The organism is Pseudomonas sp. NPDC007930, from assembly GCF_042958985.1.
Lineage (GTDB): Bacteria > Pseudomonadota > Gammaproteobacteria > Pseudomonadales > Pseudomonadaceae > Aquipseudomonas.
On record NZ_JBIBKC010000005.1, the window covers coordinates 108,175 to 126,618 of the forward strand.

An 18,444-nucleotide genomic window follows, 5' to 3' on the forward strand; every position below is an offset into this window, starting at 1 on the left:
TGATCCTTCCACGAAGCGGCAATCAAAGCGCTAAATCTTAGGCACAAAGCCTTGATCTCTCCCTGGGGTTTTACCGAGCGCATGATCTGACTGGCCTATCGCCCGGCACAGCCGGCCTCCCACAAGTTCTGTGTTGCCCAGTAAATCAAATGCTTACACAAATCGGGTGGGAGGCCGGCTGTGCCGGGCGATGGGCCCTGAAGCTCATGCACGAAATCAGCAGCGCTTACAGATTGATCCTTCCACGAAGCGGCAATCAAAGCGCTAAATCTTAGGCACAAAGCCTTGATCTCTCCCTGGGGTTTTACCGAGCGCATGATCTGACTGGCCCATCGCCCGGCACGGCCGGCCTCCCACGGACTCTGTGTTGCCCCGTAAATCAAGTGCTTACACAAATCTGGTGGGAGGCCGGCTGTGCCGGGCGATGGGCCCTGAAGTTCATGCACGAAATCAGCAGCGCTTACAGATTGATCCTTCCACGAAGCGGCAATCAAAGCACTAAATCTTAGGCACAAAGCCTTGATCTCTCCCTGGGGTTTTACCGAGCGCATGATCTGACTGGCCCATCGCCCGGCACAGCCGGCCTCCCACGGACTCTGTGTTGCCCCGTAAATCAAGTACTTACACAAATCTGGTGGGAGGCCGGCTGTGCCGGGCGAGGGGCCAGTCAGGTCATGCGCTCAGTAAAACCATCAGTGCTTTTCACCCCCGATTTGGCGCTCTGATTGCTCAAGTGAACAGCATTCCGGCTGTGCCGGGCCAAGGCCCCCAACCCCGCCACCTGATGAGGGGTGCCCCACGGATTGAACAATCCGCCCCCCTGCCGCTGTCACAGCCTATGCACGGTTGCCCGGCCCTCTGGAGTTGGAAGGCTTCTTGCAACCCTTGTTCCAAGCGTCAAAAGTTTGCTGGGGAACGAACGTCATGGCGGTGGATCGCACACAATTACTGAACAACGCCAGGGGCCTGGCCCGGGGCAACCTCGGGGTGCCGCTGCTGCTGCTCACCATGCTCGCCATGATGACGCTGCCGGTGCCGCCGTTCCTGCTCGACGTGTTCTTTACCTTCAACATCGCGCTGTCGATCGTCGTGCTGCTGGTCAGCGTGTACGCCCTGCGGCCGCTGGATTTCGCCGTATTCCCGACCATCCTGCTGGTCGCCACGCTGCTGCGCCTGGCGCTGAACGTGGCCTCGACCCGGGTGGTGATGCTCCACGGCCACGAAGGCCACCAAGCCGCGGGCAAGGTGATCCAGGCGTTCGGTGAGGTGGTGATCGGCGGCAACTACGTAGTCGGTGCGGTGGTGTTCGCCATCCTGATGATCATCAACTTCGTGGTGGTCACCAAGGGTGCCGGGCGGATTTCCGAGGTGAGCGCGCGGTTCACCCTCGACGCCATGCCCGGCAAGCAGATGGCCATCGACGCCGACCTCAACGCCGGCCTGATCGACCAGGCGGGCGCCAAGCACCGCCGTTCCGAGGTGGCCGCCGAGGCCGAGTTCTACGGCTCGATGGACGGCGCCAGCAAGTTCGTGCGCGGTGACGCCATCGCCGGCTTGCTGATTCTTTTCATCAACCTGATCGGCGGCATGGCCATTGGTATTCTCCAGCACGGCCTGACCTTTGCCGACGCCGGTAAAACCTACGCCTTGCTGACCATCGGTGACGGTTTGGTGGCGCAGTTGCCGTCGCTGTTGCTCTCCACCGCCGCCGCGGTGATGGTCACCCGCGCCAGCGGCTCGGAAGACATGGGCAAGCAGATCACCCGGCAGATGTTCGATTCGCCCAAGGCGCTCGCGGTTTCCGCCGGGTTGATGATGGTCATGGGCCTGGTCCCCGGCATGCCGCACATTGCCTTCCTCAGCTTGGCCCTGGCCGCCGCCGGTGGCGCCTACCTGGTGTGGAAAAAACAAAACGACGAAAAACTCCGGGTGATCGCCGAAACCCAGCGCCAGCAAGAGATGCTGCCTTCGCCGCAACGCGCACAGGAGGTCAAGGAGCTGGGCTGGGACGACGTCACGCCGATCGACATGATCGGCCTGGAAGTGGGCTACCGGCTGATCCCGTTGGTGGACCGCAACCAAGGTGGCGAATTACTGGCGCGGATCAAGGGCGTGCGCAAGAAGCTCTCCCAGGACTTGGGCTTTTTGATGCCCACCGTGCACATCCGCGACAACCTTGACCTCGCCCCCAGCGCCTATCGCTTGACGCTGATGGGGGTGATCCTCGCCGAGGCGGAGATATACCCCGACCGCGAACTGGCGATCAACCCCGGCCAGGTGTTCGGCAACCTCAACGGCATCCAGGCGCGCGACCCGGCCTTCGGCCTGGAAGCGGTGTGGATCGAAGTCAGCAGCCGCGCCCAGGCGCAGTCGCTGGGCTATACCGTGGTAGACGCCAGCACCGTGGTGGCCACGCACTTGAACCAGATTTTGCAGAAGCACGCCCACGAACTGCTCGGCCACGAAGAAGTGCAGCAGTTGCTCTCGGTGCTGGCCAAGGCTTCGCCGAAGCTGGCCGAAGAGCTGGTGCCCAGCGTGCTGTCGCTGTCGGCGTTGCTCAAGGTGCTGCAGTCGCTGTTGGCCGAGCAGGTGCCGGTGCGCGACATCCGCACCATCGCCGAAGCGATCGCCAACAACGCCAGCCGGAGTCAAGATACCGCCGCGCTGGTGCAGCATGTGCGCGCCGCGCTGGCCCGTGCAATCGTGCAAAGCATTGTGGGCACTGAGTCCGAGCTGCCTGTGATCACCCTTGAGCCGAAGTTGGAACAGATATTGCTCAATAGTCTTCAGAAGGCTGGGCAGGGTCAGGAAGAAGGCGTTCTGCTCGAGCCGGGGATGGCTGAACGCTTGCAGCGTTCGTTGATCGAAGCCTCGCAGCGCCAGGAAATGATGGGCCAGCCAGCGATACTGCTGGTGGCCGGGCCGGTTCGGGCGATGCTCTCGCGCTTTGGCCGCCTGGCGGTACCGAACCTGCATGTGCTGGCGTACCAGGAAATACCGGATAACAAACAAGTGACGATCGTTGCGACAGTAGGGCCGAACGGCTGAGGTAGCGGGCTATGCAAGTGAAGCGTTTTTTTGCCGCCGATATGCGTCAAGCGATGAAGCTGGTGCGTGACGAGCTGGGCTCCGACGCTGCCATCATCGGCAACCGCCGCATTGCCGGCGGGGTAGAGCTGACCGCCGCGCTCGACTACAAACTGTCGGCGCTGGCCCCGCGTGAGCCGAACCTGGAGCTCGAAAGCGAGCTGCGCAAAACCCAGTCGCGGATCGTCTCCGCCCAGGCCGAACTGACCACCCGAGGTGGCGACACCGACGGCACCACCAACCGCCAATTGTTCGCCGGCCTGCCGCTGACCGCCGCCGAGCCGCTGATCGAACCGACCTTCGACGAACCGCTGCGCGCCGCCCCGGTGGCACCGGCCAAGCCCGCCGAGCCGGCCATGGACCAGCGCTTGTTCGACTCGATGCGCCAGGAACTCAACGGCCTGCGCGAACTGCTCGAAGTGCAACTGGGCTCGCTGGCCTGGACCCAACTGCAAGGCAGCCGCCCGGAACAGGCCAACCTCTGGCGCCGCCTGCAGCGCATCGGCCTGAGCGGGCCGCTGTCGCGCCAGTTGCTTGACCAGATCGGCGAGTTCAGCGAGCCGCGCCAGGCTTGGCGCATGCTGCTGGCGCATCTGGCGCGGATGATCAGCACGCCAGAGGTCGAGCCGCTGGAAGAAGGCGGGATCATTTCGGTGGTCGGGCCGGCCGGGATGGGCAAAACCACTACGCTGGCCAAGCTTGCCGCGCGATATGTGCTTAAATACGGCGCGCAAAACATCGCTTTGGTGAGCATGGACAGTTTCCGTATCGGCGCCCAGGAACAGCTGAAAACGCTGGGGCGCATTCTCAACGTACCGGTCACCCACGTCGACCCCGGCCAATCGCTGGCCCAGGCGCTGGAACCGCTGCTGCGCAAGCGTGTGGTGTTGATCGACACCGCCGGCCTGCAAGCCAGCGACCCGGCCCTGAAGCTTCAGCTCGAAAGCCTGGCCGGGCGCGGCATCCGCGCGCGCAATTACCTGGTATTGGCCACCACCAGCCAGAAACAGGTGCTGACCGCCGCCTACCACAGCTACAAGCGCTGTGGCCTGGCCGGTTGCATCCTGACCAAACTCGATGAATCTGCAAGCCTCGGTGAGGTGCTGAGCCTGGCGATCAGCCATGAGCTGCCAGTGGCGTACCTCACCGATGGCCCGCGCATCCCCGATGACCTTCACCTGCCGCGCCGGCACCAGTTGGTAAGCCGCGCGGTGAGTGCGCAAGTACAGGAAGAGCCCAGCGAAGAGGCCATGGCCGATATGTTCGCTGATCTCTACCACAGCCCCGGCAAGCGTGCCGGGTGAGGGCAAGGGCGATGGAAAATGCAATCTACCTGCGTGAAGTGCTGCCCCTGGCAGGCTCGCGTGGCCTCGGTCTGAAGTGACAAGGTAAAGAACGAATGGGCAGCATGCATCCCGTACAGGTGATCGCGGTGACCGGCGGCAAAGGTGGCGTCGGCAAGACAAACGTGTCAGTGAACCTCTCGCTGGCACTGGCCGAACTCGGCCGGCGAGTGATGTTGCTCGACGCCGACCTGGGCCTTGCCAACGTTGACGTGCTGCTCGGGCTCACGCCCAAGCGCACCCTGGCCGACGTGATCGAGGGCCGCTGCGACCTGCGCGACGTCTTGCTGCAGGGGCCGGGCGGCATCCGCATCGTGCCGGCGGCCAGCGGTACCCAGAGCATGGTGCACCTGACCCCGGCCCAGCATGCCGGGTTGATCCAGGCGTTCAGCGAAATCGGCGACAACCTCGACGTGCTGGTGATCGACACCGCCGCCGGGATCGGCGACTCGGTGGTCAGCTTCGTGCGCGCCGCCCAGGAAGTGCTGTTGGTGGTGTGCGACGAGCCCACGTCGATCACCGATGCCTACGCCCTGATCAAGCTGCTCAACCGCGACTACGGCATGAACCGCTTCCGCGTGCTCGCCAACATGGCGCAAAGCCCGCAGGAAGGGCGCAACCTGTTCGCTAAGCTTACGAAAGTGACTGACCGTTTCCTTGACGTGGCCCTGCAGTACGTGGGCGCGGTGCCTTACGATGAAACGGTGCGCAAGGCCGTGCAGAAGCAACGCGCGGTGTACGAGGCGTTTCCACGCTCCAAGTGCGCGCTGGCCTTCAAGGCCATCGCCCAGAAGGTCGACACCTGGCCGCTGCCCGCCAACCCTCGCGGGCACCTGGAGTTCTTCGTCGAACGATTGGTACAGCAAACCAGTGCGGGGCCCGTATCATGAGTGCCAGCGGATACCGGATGTACAACAAGGCTTCTCGCGAGTCGCAGCAATACCAGCTGATTGAACGCTATGCGCCGCTGGTCAAGCGCATCGCCTACCACCTGCTGGCGCGCTTGCCCTCCAGCGTGCAGGTCGAAGACCTGATCCAGGCCGGCATGATCGGCCTGCTCGAGGTGTCGACCAAGTACGACTCGAGCAAGGGCGCCAGTTTCGAGACCTACGCCGGCATCCGCATTCGCGGCGCGATGCTCGATGAAGTGCGCAAGGGTGACTGGGCGCCACGCTCGGTGCACCGCAATACGCGCATGGTCAGTGACGCGATTCGCGCAATTGAAGCGCGAACTGGCCGTGACGCTAAAGATCACGAGGTTGCTGCCGAACTCAAGATGAGCCTGGACGAATACTACGGGATCCTCAACGACACCCTCGGTAGCCGCCTGTTCAGCTTTGACGACCTGCTCCAGGAAGGCGAGCACGAAGGCACCCACGAAGAGGGCGCCAGCAGTGGCGAGCCATCGCGGGGGCTGGAAGACGAGCGCTTCCAGAAGGCCTTGGCCGAAGCCATCGCCAACCTGCCGGAGCGGGAGCGGCTGGTGCTGTCGCTGTATTACGACGAGGAACTCAACCTCAAGGAAATCGGCGAAGTACTGGGCGTGAGCGAGTCGCGGGTGAGCCAGTTGCACAGCCAATGCGCGGCACGTTTGCGCAGCCGGCTGGGTGAGTGGCGGGCCCGGTAACAAAGTTGCGGGTTTTGTAAAAGATTTGCTGGATCAGGGCGTTGGCTGTGTGATATCACGCCAGCCATGCCTGCTCATGCAGTCGCGTTTGCTGTGAACTGGTTTGAATGCTTGCGCCCCCGGGGCTGGGCGTGTTTAAGACTGCTTGGAGGTCTACTTGGACAAGAACATGAAAATCCTCATCGTTGACGACTTCTCGACGATGCGGCGAATCATCAAAAACCTGCTGCGTGACCTGGGCTTCACCAACACCGCCGAGGCCGATGACGGCAACACGGCGCTGCCCATGTTGCACAGCGGCAACTTCGACTTTCTGGTCACCGACTGGAACATGCCTGGCATGAGCGGCATCGACCTGCTGCGCACCGTGCGCGCCGACGACCGCCTGCGCCACCTGCCAGTGCTGATGGTCACCGCCGAGGCCAAACGCGAGCAGATCATCGAAGCGGCCCAGGCCGGGGTCAACGGCTACGTGGTCAAACCTTTCACCGCCCAGGTGCTGAAAGAGAAGATCGAGAAGATCTTCGAACGCGTCAACAGCTGACTCAGCCTACGGGGGCCCCATGGAGCCGAAGCATTCATCGTTGGGGGACTTTGAGTCCACCCTGAAAAAACACGCCCATGAGTTGGTCGAAAGCCTGGAACAAGGAAAGTTCAGCGAGGCGGTCGAACTGATCCATGAGCTGAATCAGGCCCGTGATCGCGGGCTGTACCAAGAGGTCGGCAAACTGACGCGCGAGTTGCACAGCGCGATCGTCAGCTTCCAGATCGACCCGCGCCTGCCTGAAGCCCAGGAAGCGTCGCAAATCACCGACGCCACCGAGCGCCTGGACTACGTCACGCGCCTGACCGAAAAAGCCGCCAACCGCACCATGGACCTGGTCGAGCAAAGCCTACCGGTGGTGCAGGGGTTTGGCGACGCGGCCAAAGACCTGCGCGCCGACTGGCAGCGCTTCATGCGCAAAGAGGTCAGCGCCGAGGAATTCCGCGAGCTGGTCAAGCGCGTAGACACCTTCCTGGAACGCAGCGAGGCCGATGTCTCGAACCTGCACACCCACCTCAACGACATTCTGCTGGCGCAGGACTTCCAGGACCTCACCGGCCAAGTGATCAAGCGCGTGACCAAGCTGGTCACCGAGGTGGAAGGCAACCTGCTCAAGCTGGTGTTGATGGCCAGCTCGGTCGACCGCTTCGCCGGCATCCGCCACGACCGCGAAGAGCTGGAGCGCGAGCAGGACAAAGAAAAATATCCCGATAGGGGTGAAGGTCCGCAGATTCATGCCGATAAGCGTGATGACGTGGTATCCGGTCAAGACGACGTGGATGACCTGCTGTCGAGCCTGGGCTTCTGATTCCGGGCTGCAGGCACCGTTCCAGGCCCGGCGCTGAGCCGCCGCGGCCGGGCCGTACTTAACGAATTCCAGGAGCACCCCTACATGAGCTTCGGCGCCGATGAAGAAATCCTCCAGGACTTCCTGGTAGAGGCCGGCGAGATCCTCGAGCAGTTGTCCGAGCAATTGGTCGAGCTGGAAAGCCGGCCCGACGACTCCGACCTGCTCAATGCGATATTCCGTGGGTTTCACACCGTCAAGGGCGGCGCGGGTTTTCTCCAGCTCAACGAGCTGGTGGAGTGCTGCCACATTGCCGAGAACGTGTTCGACATCCTTCGTAAGGGCGAACGGCGCGTAGACGCCGAGCTGATGGACGTGGTGCTCGAGGCCCTCGACACCGTCAACGGTATGTTCGGCCAGGTGCGTGAGCGCAGCGAGATCACCCCGGCCAGCCCGCAGTTGCTCGAGGCCTTGGCGCGCCTGGCGGAACCGGCCGGTGCCGCGCCCGCCGCCCCGGTGGCGCCGCCCGCGGCAGTTGCCCCGGCGCCCGCGGCGCCTGCCGCGGCCGAAGCCGACATCACCGACGCCGAATTCGAAGCGCTGCTGCATTCGCTCGATGCCAGCAATGCCCCGGCGCCTGCGCCGGTGGCCGCGGCGCCAGCCGAAGCCGGCAGCGATGAAATCACCGACTCTGAATTCGAAGCGCTGCTCGACCAATTGCACGGCAAGGGCCAGTTCGCCGCCGATGCCTTGCCGGTGCCGCCGGCGGAAGCCGCCCCAGCCGCGGCCGGGGCCGCGGATTTGATCACCGACGACGAGTTCGAAGCGCTGCTCGACCAGTTGCATGGCAAGGGCTCGTTCACCGCCGATAACGTTGCCGCCGCCGCGCCGGCAACCCCGGTGGCGGCCGCGCCCGCGGCGGGCAGCCCAGAGCTGATCACCGACGACGAATTCGAATCGCTGCTCGACGAGCTGCACGGCAAAGGCAAGTTCACCGGTGAGGTGGCCACCGCCGCCACGCCAGCGGCCGCTGCCGTGGCCGCGCCGCCGAAAGCCGCCGCTCCAGCGCCAGCTGCCGCGCCCGCCGCGGCCGCTGCGCCCGCGCCGGCCCGCAGCGAAGCGCCCAAGCCTGCCGCCGCGCCAGCACCCGCCGCGCCCGCGCCGGCCCGCGCCCCGGCCGCCGACAAACCGGCCGCCAGCGAAGCGGAAACCACCGTGCGGGTCGACACCGCGCGGCTCGATGAAATCATGAACATGGTCGGCGAACTGGTGCTGGTGCGTAACCGCCTGGTGCGCCTGGGCGCCAACAGCGGCAACGAAGCCATGGCCAAGGCGGTGTCGAACCTCGACGTGGTCACCGCCGACCTGCAGACCGCGGTGATGAAAACCCGCATGCAGCCGATCAAGAAGGTGTTCGGGCGCTTCCCGCGGTTGGTCCGTGACCTGGCGCGCCAGCTCAAGAAGGAAATCAACCTGGAGCTGGTGGGCGAAGACACCGACCTCGACAAGAACCTCGTCGAAGCCCTCGCCGACCCGTTGGTGCACTTGGTGCGCAACGCCTGTGACCACGGCGTTGAAACCCCTGAAGAGCGTGAAGCCTCGGGCAAGGTGCGCAGTGGCCGGGTGGTGCTCTCCGCCGAGCAGGAGGGCGACCACATCCTGTTGTCGATCTCCGACGACGGCAAGGGCATGGACCCGAACGTGCTGCGTTCGAAGGCCGTCGAAAAGGGCCTGATGGACAAAGACGCCGCCGACCGCCTGAGCGAGTCGGACTGCTACAACCTGATCTTCGCCCCGGGCTTCTCGACCAAAACCGAAATTTCCGACGTGTCGGGCCGTGGCGTGGGCATGGACGTGGTCAAGACCAAGATCGCCCAGCTCAATGGCTCGATCAACATCTTCTCGGCCAAGGGCCAGGGCTCGAAGATCGTCATCAAGGTGCCGCTGACCCTGGCGATCATGCCCACGCTGATGGTCATGCTCGGCGACCAGGCGTTTGCCTTCCCGCTGGTGAGCGTGAACGAAATCTTCCACCTCGATTTGTCGCGCACCAACGTGGTCGATGGCCAGGAAGTGGTGATCGTGCGCGACAAGGCGCTGCCGCTGTTCTACCTCAAGCGCTGGCTGGTCAACGACGCCGCCTCCCGCGAGGAGCAGCGCGAAGGCCATGTGGTCATCCTCTCGGTGGGCACCCAGCGCATCGGCTTTGTGGTCGACCAACTGGTAGGCCAGGAAGAAGTGGTGATCAAGCCCCTGGGCAAGATGCTCCAGGGCACCCCGGGCATGAGTGGCGCCACCATTACCGGCGATGGCCGAATCGCGTTGATCCTCGACGTTCCCAGCATGCTCAAGCGCTACGCCTCGCGGCGTATCTAATGTCCCCGGGCGCCGGCAGGTAGCTGGCGCCCGGTAATGGAGTGAACAATGGCAGTGAAAGTCCTGGTGGTGGACGACTCGGGTTTCTTCCGCCGTCGCGTATCGGAAATCCTCGCCGCCGACACCAGCCTGCAGGTGGTCGGCACGGCCACCAATGGCCGTGAGGCGATCGACCAGGCCTTGGCGCTCAAGCCCGACGTGATCACCATGGATTACGAAATGCCGATGATGGACGGCATCACCGCCGTGCGCCACATCATGCAGCGCTGCCCTACGCCGGTCTTGATGTTCAGCTCGCTGACCCACGAAGGCGCGCGGGTCACCCTCGACGCCCTCGACGCCGGCGCGGTGGACTACCTGCCGAAGAATTTCGAAGACATCTCGCGCAACCCCGAGCGGGTGCGCCAACTGCTGTGCGAGAAGATCCACACCATCGCCCGCAGCAACCGCCGCTTCAGCGCCTACGCCACACCCACCGCGCCGGCCCCGGCGCCCACGCGCCCGGCCGTAGGCAGCACCGCCACGGCCAGCACGCCGCGGCCGGTGGCCCCGGCGCCACGCCCAGCGGCCACGCCCGCGGCGGCCTCGCCGGCACCCAAGCGCAAGGCCTACAAGTTGGTGGCGATCGGCACCTCCACCGGTGGCCCGGTGGCGCTGCAGCGGGTGCTGACCCAACTACCGGCCAGCTTCCCGGCGCCGATCGTATTGATCCAGCACATGCCGGCGGCCTTCACCAAGGCCTTCGCCGAGCGGCTCGATAAACTCTGCCGCATCAGCGTTAAAGAGGCCGAAGACGGCGACGTACTGCGCCCCGGCCTGGCACTGCTGGCCCCAGGTGGCAAGCAGATGATGATCGACGCTCGCGGCACGGTGAAAATCCTCCCCGGCGATGAGCGCCTGAACTACAAGCCCTGCGTAGACATCACCTTTGGCTCGGCGGCGAAATCCTTCGGCGACAAAGTGCTGGCGGTGGTGCTCACCGGCATGGGCGCCGACGGCCGTGAAGGCGCGCGGCTGCTCAAGCAGAGCGGCAGCCAGGTGTGGGGCCAGGACGAAGCCAGCTGCGTGATCTACGGCATGCCCATGGCGGTGGCCAAGGCTGGCCTCACCGACGCGGTGTACAGCCTTGACGACATTGGCCGCCACCTGGTGGAGGCCTGCCACTGATGGATGCCTTGAGCCTGATCGGGATCATTCTCGCGTTCGTCGCCATCGTCGGCGGTAACTTTCTCGAAGGCGGCCACCTGCCGTCGCTGGCCAACGGCCCGGCGGCGCTGATCGTGCTGGGCGGTACCCTGGCCGCGGCGTTGCTGCAATCGCCGGTCAGCGCCTTCAAGCGCGCGCTGACCATCGCCCGCTGGATTATCTTCCCACCGCGCATCGACCTGGCCGGCGGTATCGACCGCGTGGTCGGCTGGAGCCTGGTGGCGCGCAAGGAAGGCCTGCTGGGCCTGGAGGCCGTCGCCGACAGCGAGCCCGACGCCTATGCGCGCAAAGGCCTGCAACTGCTGGTCGACGGCGCCGAGCCGGAATCCATCCGCGGCGTGCTCGAAGTCGATTTCCTGACGCAAGAGGGCCGCGACCTGGCAGCCGCCAAGGTGTACGAGTGCATGGGCGGCTACGCCCCGACGATCGGCATCATCGGCGCGGTGATGGGCTTGATCCACGTGATGGGCAACCTGGCCGACCCTTCCCAGCTGGGCAGTGGCATCGCCGTTGCATTCGTCGCCACCATCTACGGTGTGGCGTCGGCCAACCTGGTGCTGCTGCCGATGGCCAACAAGCTCAAGGCCATCGTGCACCGCCAGGCGCGGTATCGGGAAATGCTCCTGGAGGGGCTGCTGTCGATTGCCGAAGGCGAAAACCCACGCTCCATCGAACTGAAGCTGCAAGGCTTCATGGAGTGAATTGATGCGTCGTCGTCGGTTGGTCGAGGAACACGAGAATCACGAGCGCTGGCTGGTCAGCTACGCAGACTTCATCACCTTGCTGTTTGCCTTTTTCGTGGTGATGTACTCCATTTCCTCGATCAACGAAGGCAAGTACAAGGTGCTCTCGCAAACCTTCATTGGCGTGTTCAACGACCAGCAGCGCAGCATGAAGCCGATCCCGATCGGCGAGGAAAAACCGCTGTCTACCCAGCCGTCGGACCCGCTGGACACCAGCACCGAGGCCACCGACACCGCCCTGGGCCAGGCCGACCCGCTGAAAACCATCGCCGATGACGTGCGCACCGCCTTTGGCGACTTGATCGCCAGCAACCAGATGACCGTGCGTGGCAACGAGCTGTGGATCGAGATCGAGCTCAAATCCGGCTTGCTGTTCCCCAGCGGCGACGCCATCCCCAGCGACCAGGCGTTCCAGATCATCGAGAAGGTCAGCAAGGTGCTGGCGCCGTTCGCCAACCCGGTGCACGTCGAGGGCTTTACCGACAACCAGCCGATCCGCACCGCCCAGTACCCGACCAACTGGGAGTTGTCGACCGCGCGCGCCTCGAGCATCGTGCGGATGATGGCCATGGACGGCATCGACCCGCGCCGCCTGGCAGCGGTGGGTTATGGCGAGTTCCAGCCGGTGGCCAGCAACGACAGCGCCGACGGCCGTTCGCGCAACCGCCGCACGGTGTTGGTGATCTCGCGCAACCTTGAAGTGCGCCGCAGCCTGACCGGTACCGGCACCGCCAATGCAACGCCGGATGCCGCCTTGCGCCGGGCTGGCACACAAAGTGCACCAGCTCCCGCAACGTCTCCGGGAACGGGCCAGGCCGTCAAAAGCCCGGCGCCTTCCCCGTAAGCTGAAGAATCGGGATCCAAGCGCATGAGAGTCTGGGCTGTTGCCAACCAAAAAGGTGGGGTGGGTAAAACCACCACCTCCATTGCCCTGGCGGGTTTGCTGGCCGACGCCGGCAAACGCGTGCTGGTGGTCGACCTCGACCCCCATGGTTCGATGACCAGTTACTTTGGCCTCAACCCCGATGCCCTCGAGCACAGCTGCTTCGACCTGTTCCTGCACCGTGGCGGTGTGCCCGAGGGGTTGCCCGGGCAACTGCTGCAGCCCACCAGCCACGAGTTGGTGTCGCTGTTGCCGTCGAGCACCGCGCTGGCCACCCTCGAGCGCCAGAGCCCGGGGCAGAGCGGCCTGGGCCTGGTGATCGCGAAGACCCTGGCCCAGTTGTGGCAGGATTTCGACTACGCGCTGATCGACAGCCCGCCACTGTTGGGCGTGCTGATGGTCAATGCCTTGGCGGCCAGCCAGCAGTTGGTGATCCCCTGCCAAACCGAACACCTGGCGGTGAACGGCCTGGAGCGGATGGTCAATACCCTGGAGATGATCAACCGCTCGCGCAAGCAGCCGTTGCCGTACTCGATCGTGCCGACCCTGTTCGACCGCCGCACCCAGGCCTCGCTGGGCACCCTCAAGACTCTGCGCGATCGCTGGCCGCAAAACGTCTGGGAGGGCTATATTCCTGTGGACACCCGCCTGCGCGATGCCAGCCGGGCCGGCCAGGCGCCGTCGCAGTTCGACCCCAAAAGCCGTGGGGTAACCGCCTACCGTGCCTTGCTCAAGCACCTGCTGGGCCAGCAACTCACTTCCCAGGTGGCCTGAGATGAACCGCCCGGTCGATTTCGCCAAGCGCCCGCAGCAAGCCTTGCAGTCCTACCTGGACGGCTTGCTGCAGGACATCGCCGATGACCTGCCCGACGCGCCGCCGGCACCGGAGGCCGCGCCTGCGCCAGCGCCGGAGAAGGTGCTGAAGCCTGCGCCGCCGGCCCAGCCAGACCCCGCCCTGGACGAATTCGCCGCCGCCGTGCTCGAAGAACAAGTGCGCGACGCCCGCCCGGCGCCGCGCCCCAGCGCGCTGCTGCAGCCCGACGAGCCGACCCAACTGGTGCCCACCGCCGAAGCTTCGCCCGCCGTGTTGCGCCAGGCCCTGCTGGTGCCGCCGGCACTGCCGCTGATGCCGCCGGCGCCGCCGTTGATCACCCCCGCGGCGCCGCTGGCCGAGCCGGTGGTGGAAGCCGCCGAGGCCGCGTTACCGCCGGCCGCGCCGCCACCGCCCGCCGAAGAGGGCCCACCGGCCTGGGCCAGCGAGCCGTTCGAGTGCCTGTTGTTTGACGTTGCCGGGCTGACCCTGGCCGTGCCGCTGGTGTGCCTGGGCTCGATCTACCCCTTGGCCGGGCAAGAGCTCACGCCGCTGTTTGGCCAGCCGGAGTGGTTCCTTGGCATCCTGCCCAGCCAGGCCGGCAACCTCAAGGTGCTCGACACCGCCCGCTGGGTGATGCCCGACCGCTACCGCGAGGACTTCCAGCAAGGTTTGCAGTATGTGATTTCCGTACAAGGCTATGAGTGGGGGCTGGCGGTGCACCATGTCAGCCGCTCGTTGCGGCTCGACCCCAGCGAAATCAAATGGCGCAGCCAACGGGGCCTGCGCCCCTGGCTGGCCGGCACGGTGATCGAACACATGTGCGCGTTGCTCGACGTTGCGGCTTTGGCCGAACTGATCGCCAGCGGCGCCATCAAGCGGCAGATGCAAGAGGCCAAGGAAAAAGCCGCCGCCGAGGCCAAGGCCAAGGCAGCGGCGCAACGGGCCAGGAAACGCTAGAAACGCGGGCCCGCCGGGCCGCGCGCCACCACACACGCCACACAGGTAGCGAGGGGTTTATGAAGAAATCGTCCGCCCAAGGTTCCGAAGATCCGATCCTGCAATGGGTCACCTTCCGCCTGGACAACGAGACCTACGGCATCAATGTGATGCAGGTCCAGGAAGTGCTGCGCTACACCGAGATCGCGCCGGTGCCGGGGGCCCCGGCCTACGTGCTGGGGATCATCAACCTGCGCGGTAACGTGGTCACCGTGATCGACACTCGCCAGCGCTTCGGCCTGGCCTCTACCGACATCACCGACAACACCCGGATCGTGATCATCGAGGCCGACAAGCAAGTGGTGGGCATCCTCGTCGACAGCGTCGCCGAAGTGGTCTACCTGCGCCAGTCGGAGATCGAAACCGCGCCGAACGTGGGCAACGAGGAGTCGGCCAAGTTCATCCAGGGCGTGTGCAACAAGAACGGCGAGTTGCTGATCCTGGTCGAACTCGACAAGATGATGAGCGAAGAAGAATGGTCGGACCTGGAGAACCTCTGAGTTGATTTTCGAAGCCGCGGTGATCGTGCTGGGCATCCTGTGGGCCGGCAGTGTGGCGCTGTTCATGCAGTACAGCCGTAACCAGCAACGCCTGGCGGCCGAGCAGGCCGCTGGCGATGCCCTGCGCGACCAGCGCATCCGCGACCTGGCCAAGCGCCTCGACGACTACCAGAACGGCACGGTGCGCATGGGCGAGGCCATCCACGAACTGCGCGCCGCGGTGGCGCCGCTGCCCGACAAACTGCTACAGCTCGAGCAGCGCGACCCCGACAACCTCTCCTTCGCCCAGGCCGCCAAGTTGGTCAACATGGGCGCCAGCGTCGATGAACTGACCCAAGCCTGCGGCCTGACCCAGGCCGAAGCCGAGCTGATGCGCAAGCTGCACGGGCATTAACGGCCGTTGGCGGCCGCCGGCGCGGGTGCCGGCGGCGTGGTGGGTTTTGCCGCTTGGCCGCTGCTGGCGGCGGCAGCGGGTTCAGCGGCGGCTTGCTCGCGTTCGCGCGCCTGCGCGCGATAGCATTCCTGTAGCAGTGACCAGACTCCGTTTCGTGGGCTTGCCATGGCAGTTCTCCGTCGATGGGGCTGCCAGTTAACCGCAACGGGGCGAGTTCGGTAACTGTCACATAGGACAGGTGCCTACAGGTTTTGCAAGGTTTTTTGGCGCTTCAGGTGCTCGCCCAGCTCTCCGTGCCGCCGATAGCCATGGCGCGGGTAAACGGCAAATGCGCATCGATGCTGGTGGGCAGGTCGCTCAGCGGGATGATTTCGGCGCTGTCGATCAACGCAAATGCCCATAAACTCAGCACTTGCCGCAGTTGGTACAGCTCTGGGCGCAGCCGCGCGATGATGTCGTTGAACAGCCCCGGGCCGGTCAGGCGGTTCAGCTCACGGGTGTAGGTTAAAAAACCTTCAGGATCAACGGCCGGGTGCGGCCGCTGCTGATAGAACGCCGGGTTGGCGTCGAAGCGCTGGCGCATCTCTTCGGAAATCGCCTTGAGCGTCGGGTTGCCGGCATGGCTGCCGATGATGCTGGTGTTGTACTGCTCACGCATGCCGAGCTTGTAATTCGACACCGCGTCGTTGAGCAGTAGGCCGTCGGCGGTGGTGTTCAGCTCCAGCGCTTGCAACGCTAGCACCGGCCGGCCGAACGAGCGGCTGGGGCTGCCGGCAGGCAGCACGCTGTCGTCCAGATCCATGTAGATACCTCCCTCCTCATGCAGCAGGGGGTAGCGCAGTACGTCCGAGGCCGAGGCATAGTTCGATGGCCCGCCGCCTTCACCCAGGGCCGCGCGGTACTGCGCGGCGTTTTCACTTTCGCTGAAGCGTGCGTAGAACGGCTGTTCCTCCAGGGTGACCACTTCCAGCGTGGGCGCGTGTTCGGCCAACAGCTGCAGGTTTTGCGCGAATGCTTCCGGGTGCGTGTTGGAGAGGAACAAACGGAAACGAAACTCGGCCGCGGAGAACGCTTCGGCGTTGCGCCCAATGGTGCTCAGCAAGGTGGGGTTGATGAGCTTGTCGCCCACCCAGAGGCTCATCACCGAACGCGGGATCGCGCTGCGCTCGGCTAGCAGCGGGCCGGCCAGGTCCACCGGCAGGGTGAGGTCAACGCCCAGCGCGCGGAGGGTCGCCATGCGGCTCTCGTCGCTGGCCGGGTGCGCTGTTGCGCCCTCGGGCTCGAGCTGGTACAGCGCGTCGGGTGGCGCCACATAGCCAATCGGGTCGACCGCGTTGAGGTCTTCGACGCGCACGAACACGTCGCGCTTCAGGTCGTAGGCAACATGGGTGATACGGTCTTCTATGGTGGCTTCGAGCACGTCCTGCTCGCCGGTCCAGCGGCCCAGGCGGGTCACGCAGCGGGCCACCGCCTGATCGTGGCCGGCCACCGCGGTGAGGGTGTCGACCGGCCCGAACGCTTGGGCGAACGGATCTTGTGGCCAATGTGGCGCGTCGATCGGGCTGAGCGGGTAGCCCAGTTGCCCATTGACCCGCCGCGGCGCGAAAAAGCCGCTTTCGGCGCCAAACAGCTCGCCGGCTTTTTCACCGGCCGCGTGCACCAGCGGCAGGGCATTGAGCACGCCGAAGACAGCCCCTTGCACGCCCTCGGCCTGGGCTTCGGCGTCCTTGCCGTGGATCGCCGCATCCAGCCCCAGGCCAAACTGCGCCGCGCCGCCCACGGCGAACAGCGGCGCCAGCTCCGGCACCACCAGCGCCAGTGGCCCCAGCAGGTTGAGGGCCGAATTCACGTAGCTGCGCCAGTGGGCCTTGGTCACGTCGCTGCGGGTGGTGATCAGAAACTCGGCGTCGGCGTAGCTGCGCTGCTGCTGGCGGGTGGCCAGGGCCTGGCCGAGGTCGCCGCTGAGCAGCGGGCTGTAGGTTTTAGGCCGGTAGTTGACGTACACCTGTGGGTCCCACACGCCTTCGGTGGTAAAGCCTGGGCGCTGTGGTGGCAGGTGGTGGGGGTGCGGGTAGTCGGCCAGCCCCGCCAGGGCGCTGTCCAGGCCGCTGAAATCCAGGCCGTCCGGGGCGTCGGCGAGGTTGAAGTGGGCTTTGAGCGCTTGCCGCGTGTCGGCTTGCTTGCACTGTTCGGCGACCCAAGCGCGCAACGCCTTTGGGCTGCTGAACTCATGCAGGGGCGAGGCGTTGCCGGGGATGTACAGCAGCGCCAGCTGGCTTTCGCTGTCGTACAGGCACAGCAGGTCACTGGCGGCGTAGCCGTAGATGTTCAGCGCACTGGCCAAGGCCGGGGGGTAGGCTTTCGGTGCTTTGCCCAGGGCCTCCCAACTGGGAATGGGCTTGAGCCCCGCAACCTGCCACACCAGGTGCTGGCCGCGGGCGCTGAGGCTGCCCTCGGCCACCTGTTTGTTGCAGGCGGCGACCAACCCCAGTTTGGCGGCGAAGCCGTAGGCATCCTGGCGGGCGGCCCAGTAGCGATCGAGCATGGCGCGGTAGGCGCTGGAAAAGTCCAACTGCCACACGAACGCCTGGAAGGCTTCGGCGCTCAGGGGCAACTGGTTGGCCGGGCCATAGCTGGCCGGGGTGGTGCGTTGGTACAGGCCGTTGTACACCGCATAGCTGGCGCCGTTCTCCGGGGCCAGCGGGTTGTGCTGGTAGGGCAGTTCATCGACCAGGATGGGCGCCTCCGGCGGCGCGGTGCCTGCCCAAGGCTCGCCGAACAGGCCGCCGAGCAGATTGTTGGCGCTCTCGCCTTGCCAGTTGGCCAGCAGCGCCTGGGGCAGGCTGGCGTGGCTGATCACCTGGGCGTACCACTGGCCTTCGTGCTGTTGGTAGTGCAGGGTGACCACCTCGGCGTGGTCAGGGTCAAGGCTTACGCCTTGGCCCTGGGCCCAGGCCTGCACCGCTTCGGCGGCGGCGCGGTCGGGGCGGGGGTAATCGGTGAGGGCGGCGTAGGCCTGTTGCCGGCCGCTGGGGGAGAGCAGGGTGGTGCTGGGCATGGTGTGCGCCTCTGGGGGGGGTGAGGTGCGCACCTTGGCGATGGCGTGTGGGTGCTGGGTGGTAGGCGGTTAGTGCCCTTCGCCCG

At 65.2% G+C, this 18,444-nt stretch carries 15 protein-coding genes; 14 read left to right on the forward strand and 1 reads right to left on the reverse strand.

Annotated elements, in window-relative coordinates:
* Positions 1-930 precede the first annotated feature (930 nt).
* From flhA to ACFZCE_RS13170, 14 genes are all read left to right on the forward strand, one after another.
* Positions 931-3,048, forward strand: a complete 2,118-nt coding sequence (flhA, locus tag ACFZCE_RS13105; protein WP_390939974.1) for a flagellar biosynthesis protein FlhA — start codon at positions 931-933, stop codon at positions 3,046-3,048.
* 11 nt (positions 3,049-3,059) lie between these two features.
* Positions 3,060-4,391 (forward strand): flagellar biosynthesis protein FlhF, encoded by a 1,332-nt coding sequence (gene flhF / locus ACFZCE_RS13110; RefSeq protein WP_390939532.1) that lies wholly within the window; start codon positions 3,060-3,062, stop codon positions 4,389-4,391.
* Positions 4,392-4,486: 95 nt separating this feature from the next.
* Positions 4,487-5,320 (forward strand): flagellar synthesis regulator FleN, encoded by an 834-nt coding sequence (gene fleN / locus ACFZCE_RS13115; protein ID WP_390939534.1) that lies wholly within the window; start codon positions 4,487-4,489, stop codon positions 5,318-5,320.
* Positions 5,314-6,057: an RNA polymerase sigma factor FliA gene (gene fliA / locus ACFZCE_RS13120; protein WP_390939976.1), complete on the forward strand. Its 744-nt coding sequence runs from the start codon at positions 5,314-5,316 to the stop codon at positions 6,055-6,057. Before fleN ends, fliA begins: the two co-directional genes overlap by 7 nt.
* A 169-nt stretch (positions 6,058-6,226) precedes the next feature.
* The gene (locus ACFZCE_RS13125; protein ID WP_390939536.1) at positions 6,227-6,601 is read left to right on the forward strand and encodes a response regulator; all 375 of its coding nucleotides are present in this window, start codon (positions 6,227-6,229) and stop codon (positions 6,599-6,601) included.
* Positions 6,602-6,620: 19 nt separating this feature from the next.
* Entirely contained in the window at positions 6,621-7,409 is a 789-nt protein-coding gene (locus ACFZCE_RS13130; RefSeq protein ID WP_390939538.1) for a protein phosphatase CheZ, read from the forward strand.
* 84 nt (positions 7,410-7,493) lie between these two features.
* On the forward strand, positions 7,494-9,764 hold the full coding sequence (locus tag ACFZCE_RS13135) for a chemotaxis protein CheW (RefSeq protein WP_390939540.1): 2,271 nt from the start codon (positions 7,494-7,496) through the stop codon (positions 9,762-9,764).
* Positions 9,765-9,812: 48 nt separating this feature from the next.
* Positions 9,813-10,931, forward strand: a complete 1,119-nt coding sequence (locus ACFZCE_RS13140) for a chemotaxis-specific protein-glutamate methyltransferase CheB (RefSeq protein WP_390939542.1) — start codon at positions 9,813-9,815, stop codon at positions 10,929-10,931.
* A complete protein-coding gene (locus tag ACFZCE_RS13145; protein WP_390939544.1) occupies positions 10,931-11,671 on the forward strand; it encodes a flagellar motor protein in 741 nt (246 codons plus the stop codon). The genes ACFZCE_RS13140 and ACFZCE_RS13145 overlap by 1 nt, the downstream gene beginning before the upstream one ends.
* Before the next feature lie 4 nt (positions 11,672-11,675).
* Positions 11,676-12,557, forward strand: a complete 882-nt coding sequence (motD, locus tag ACFZCE_RS13150) for a flagellar motor protein MotD (RefSeq protein ID WP_390939546.1) — start codon at positions 11,676-11,678, stop codon at positions 12,555-12,557.
* A gap of 24 nt (positions 12,558-12,581) precedes the next feature.
* Positions 12,582-13,370, forward strand: coding sequence for an AAA family ATPase (locus ACFZCE_RS13155; protein ID WP_390939548.1), 789 nt, complete (start codon positions 12,582-12,584; stop codon positions 13,368-13,370).
* A 1-nt stretch (position 13,371) separates the two neighbouring features.
* Entirely contained in the window at positions 13,372-14,367 is a 996-nt protein-coding gene (locus ACFZCE_RS13160; protein ID WP_390939550.1) for a chemotaxis protein CheW, read from the forward strand.
* A gap of 59 nt (positions 14,368-14,426) precedes the next feature.
* Positions 14,427-14,906 (forward strand): chemotaxis protein CheW, encoded by a 480-nt coding sequence (locus ACFZCE_RS13165; RefSeq protein WP_390939552.1) that lies wholly within the window; start codon positions 14,427-14,429, stop codon positions 14,904-14,906.
* Position 14,907: 1 nt separating this feature from the next.
* Positions 14,908-15,300: a DUF2802 domain-containing protein gene (locus tag ACFZCE_RS13170; protein ID WP_390939554.1), complete on the forward strand. Its 393-nt coding sequence runs from the start codon at positions 14,908-14,910 to the stop codon at positions 15,298-15,300.
* 271 nt (positions 15,301-15,571) lie between these two features.
* Here ACFZCE_RS13170 and ACFZCE_RS13175 read toward each other — a convergent pair whose 3' ends face one another.
* Entirely contained in the window at positions 15,572-18,358 is a 2,787-nt protein-coding gene (locus ACFZCE_RS13175) for a dermonecrotic toxin domain-containing protein (RefSeq protein ID WP_390939556.1), read from the reverse strand.
* Positions 18,359-18,444: the final 86 nt, after the last annotated feature.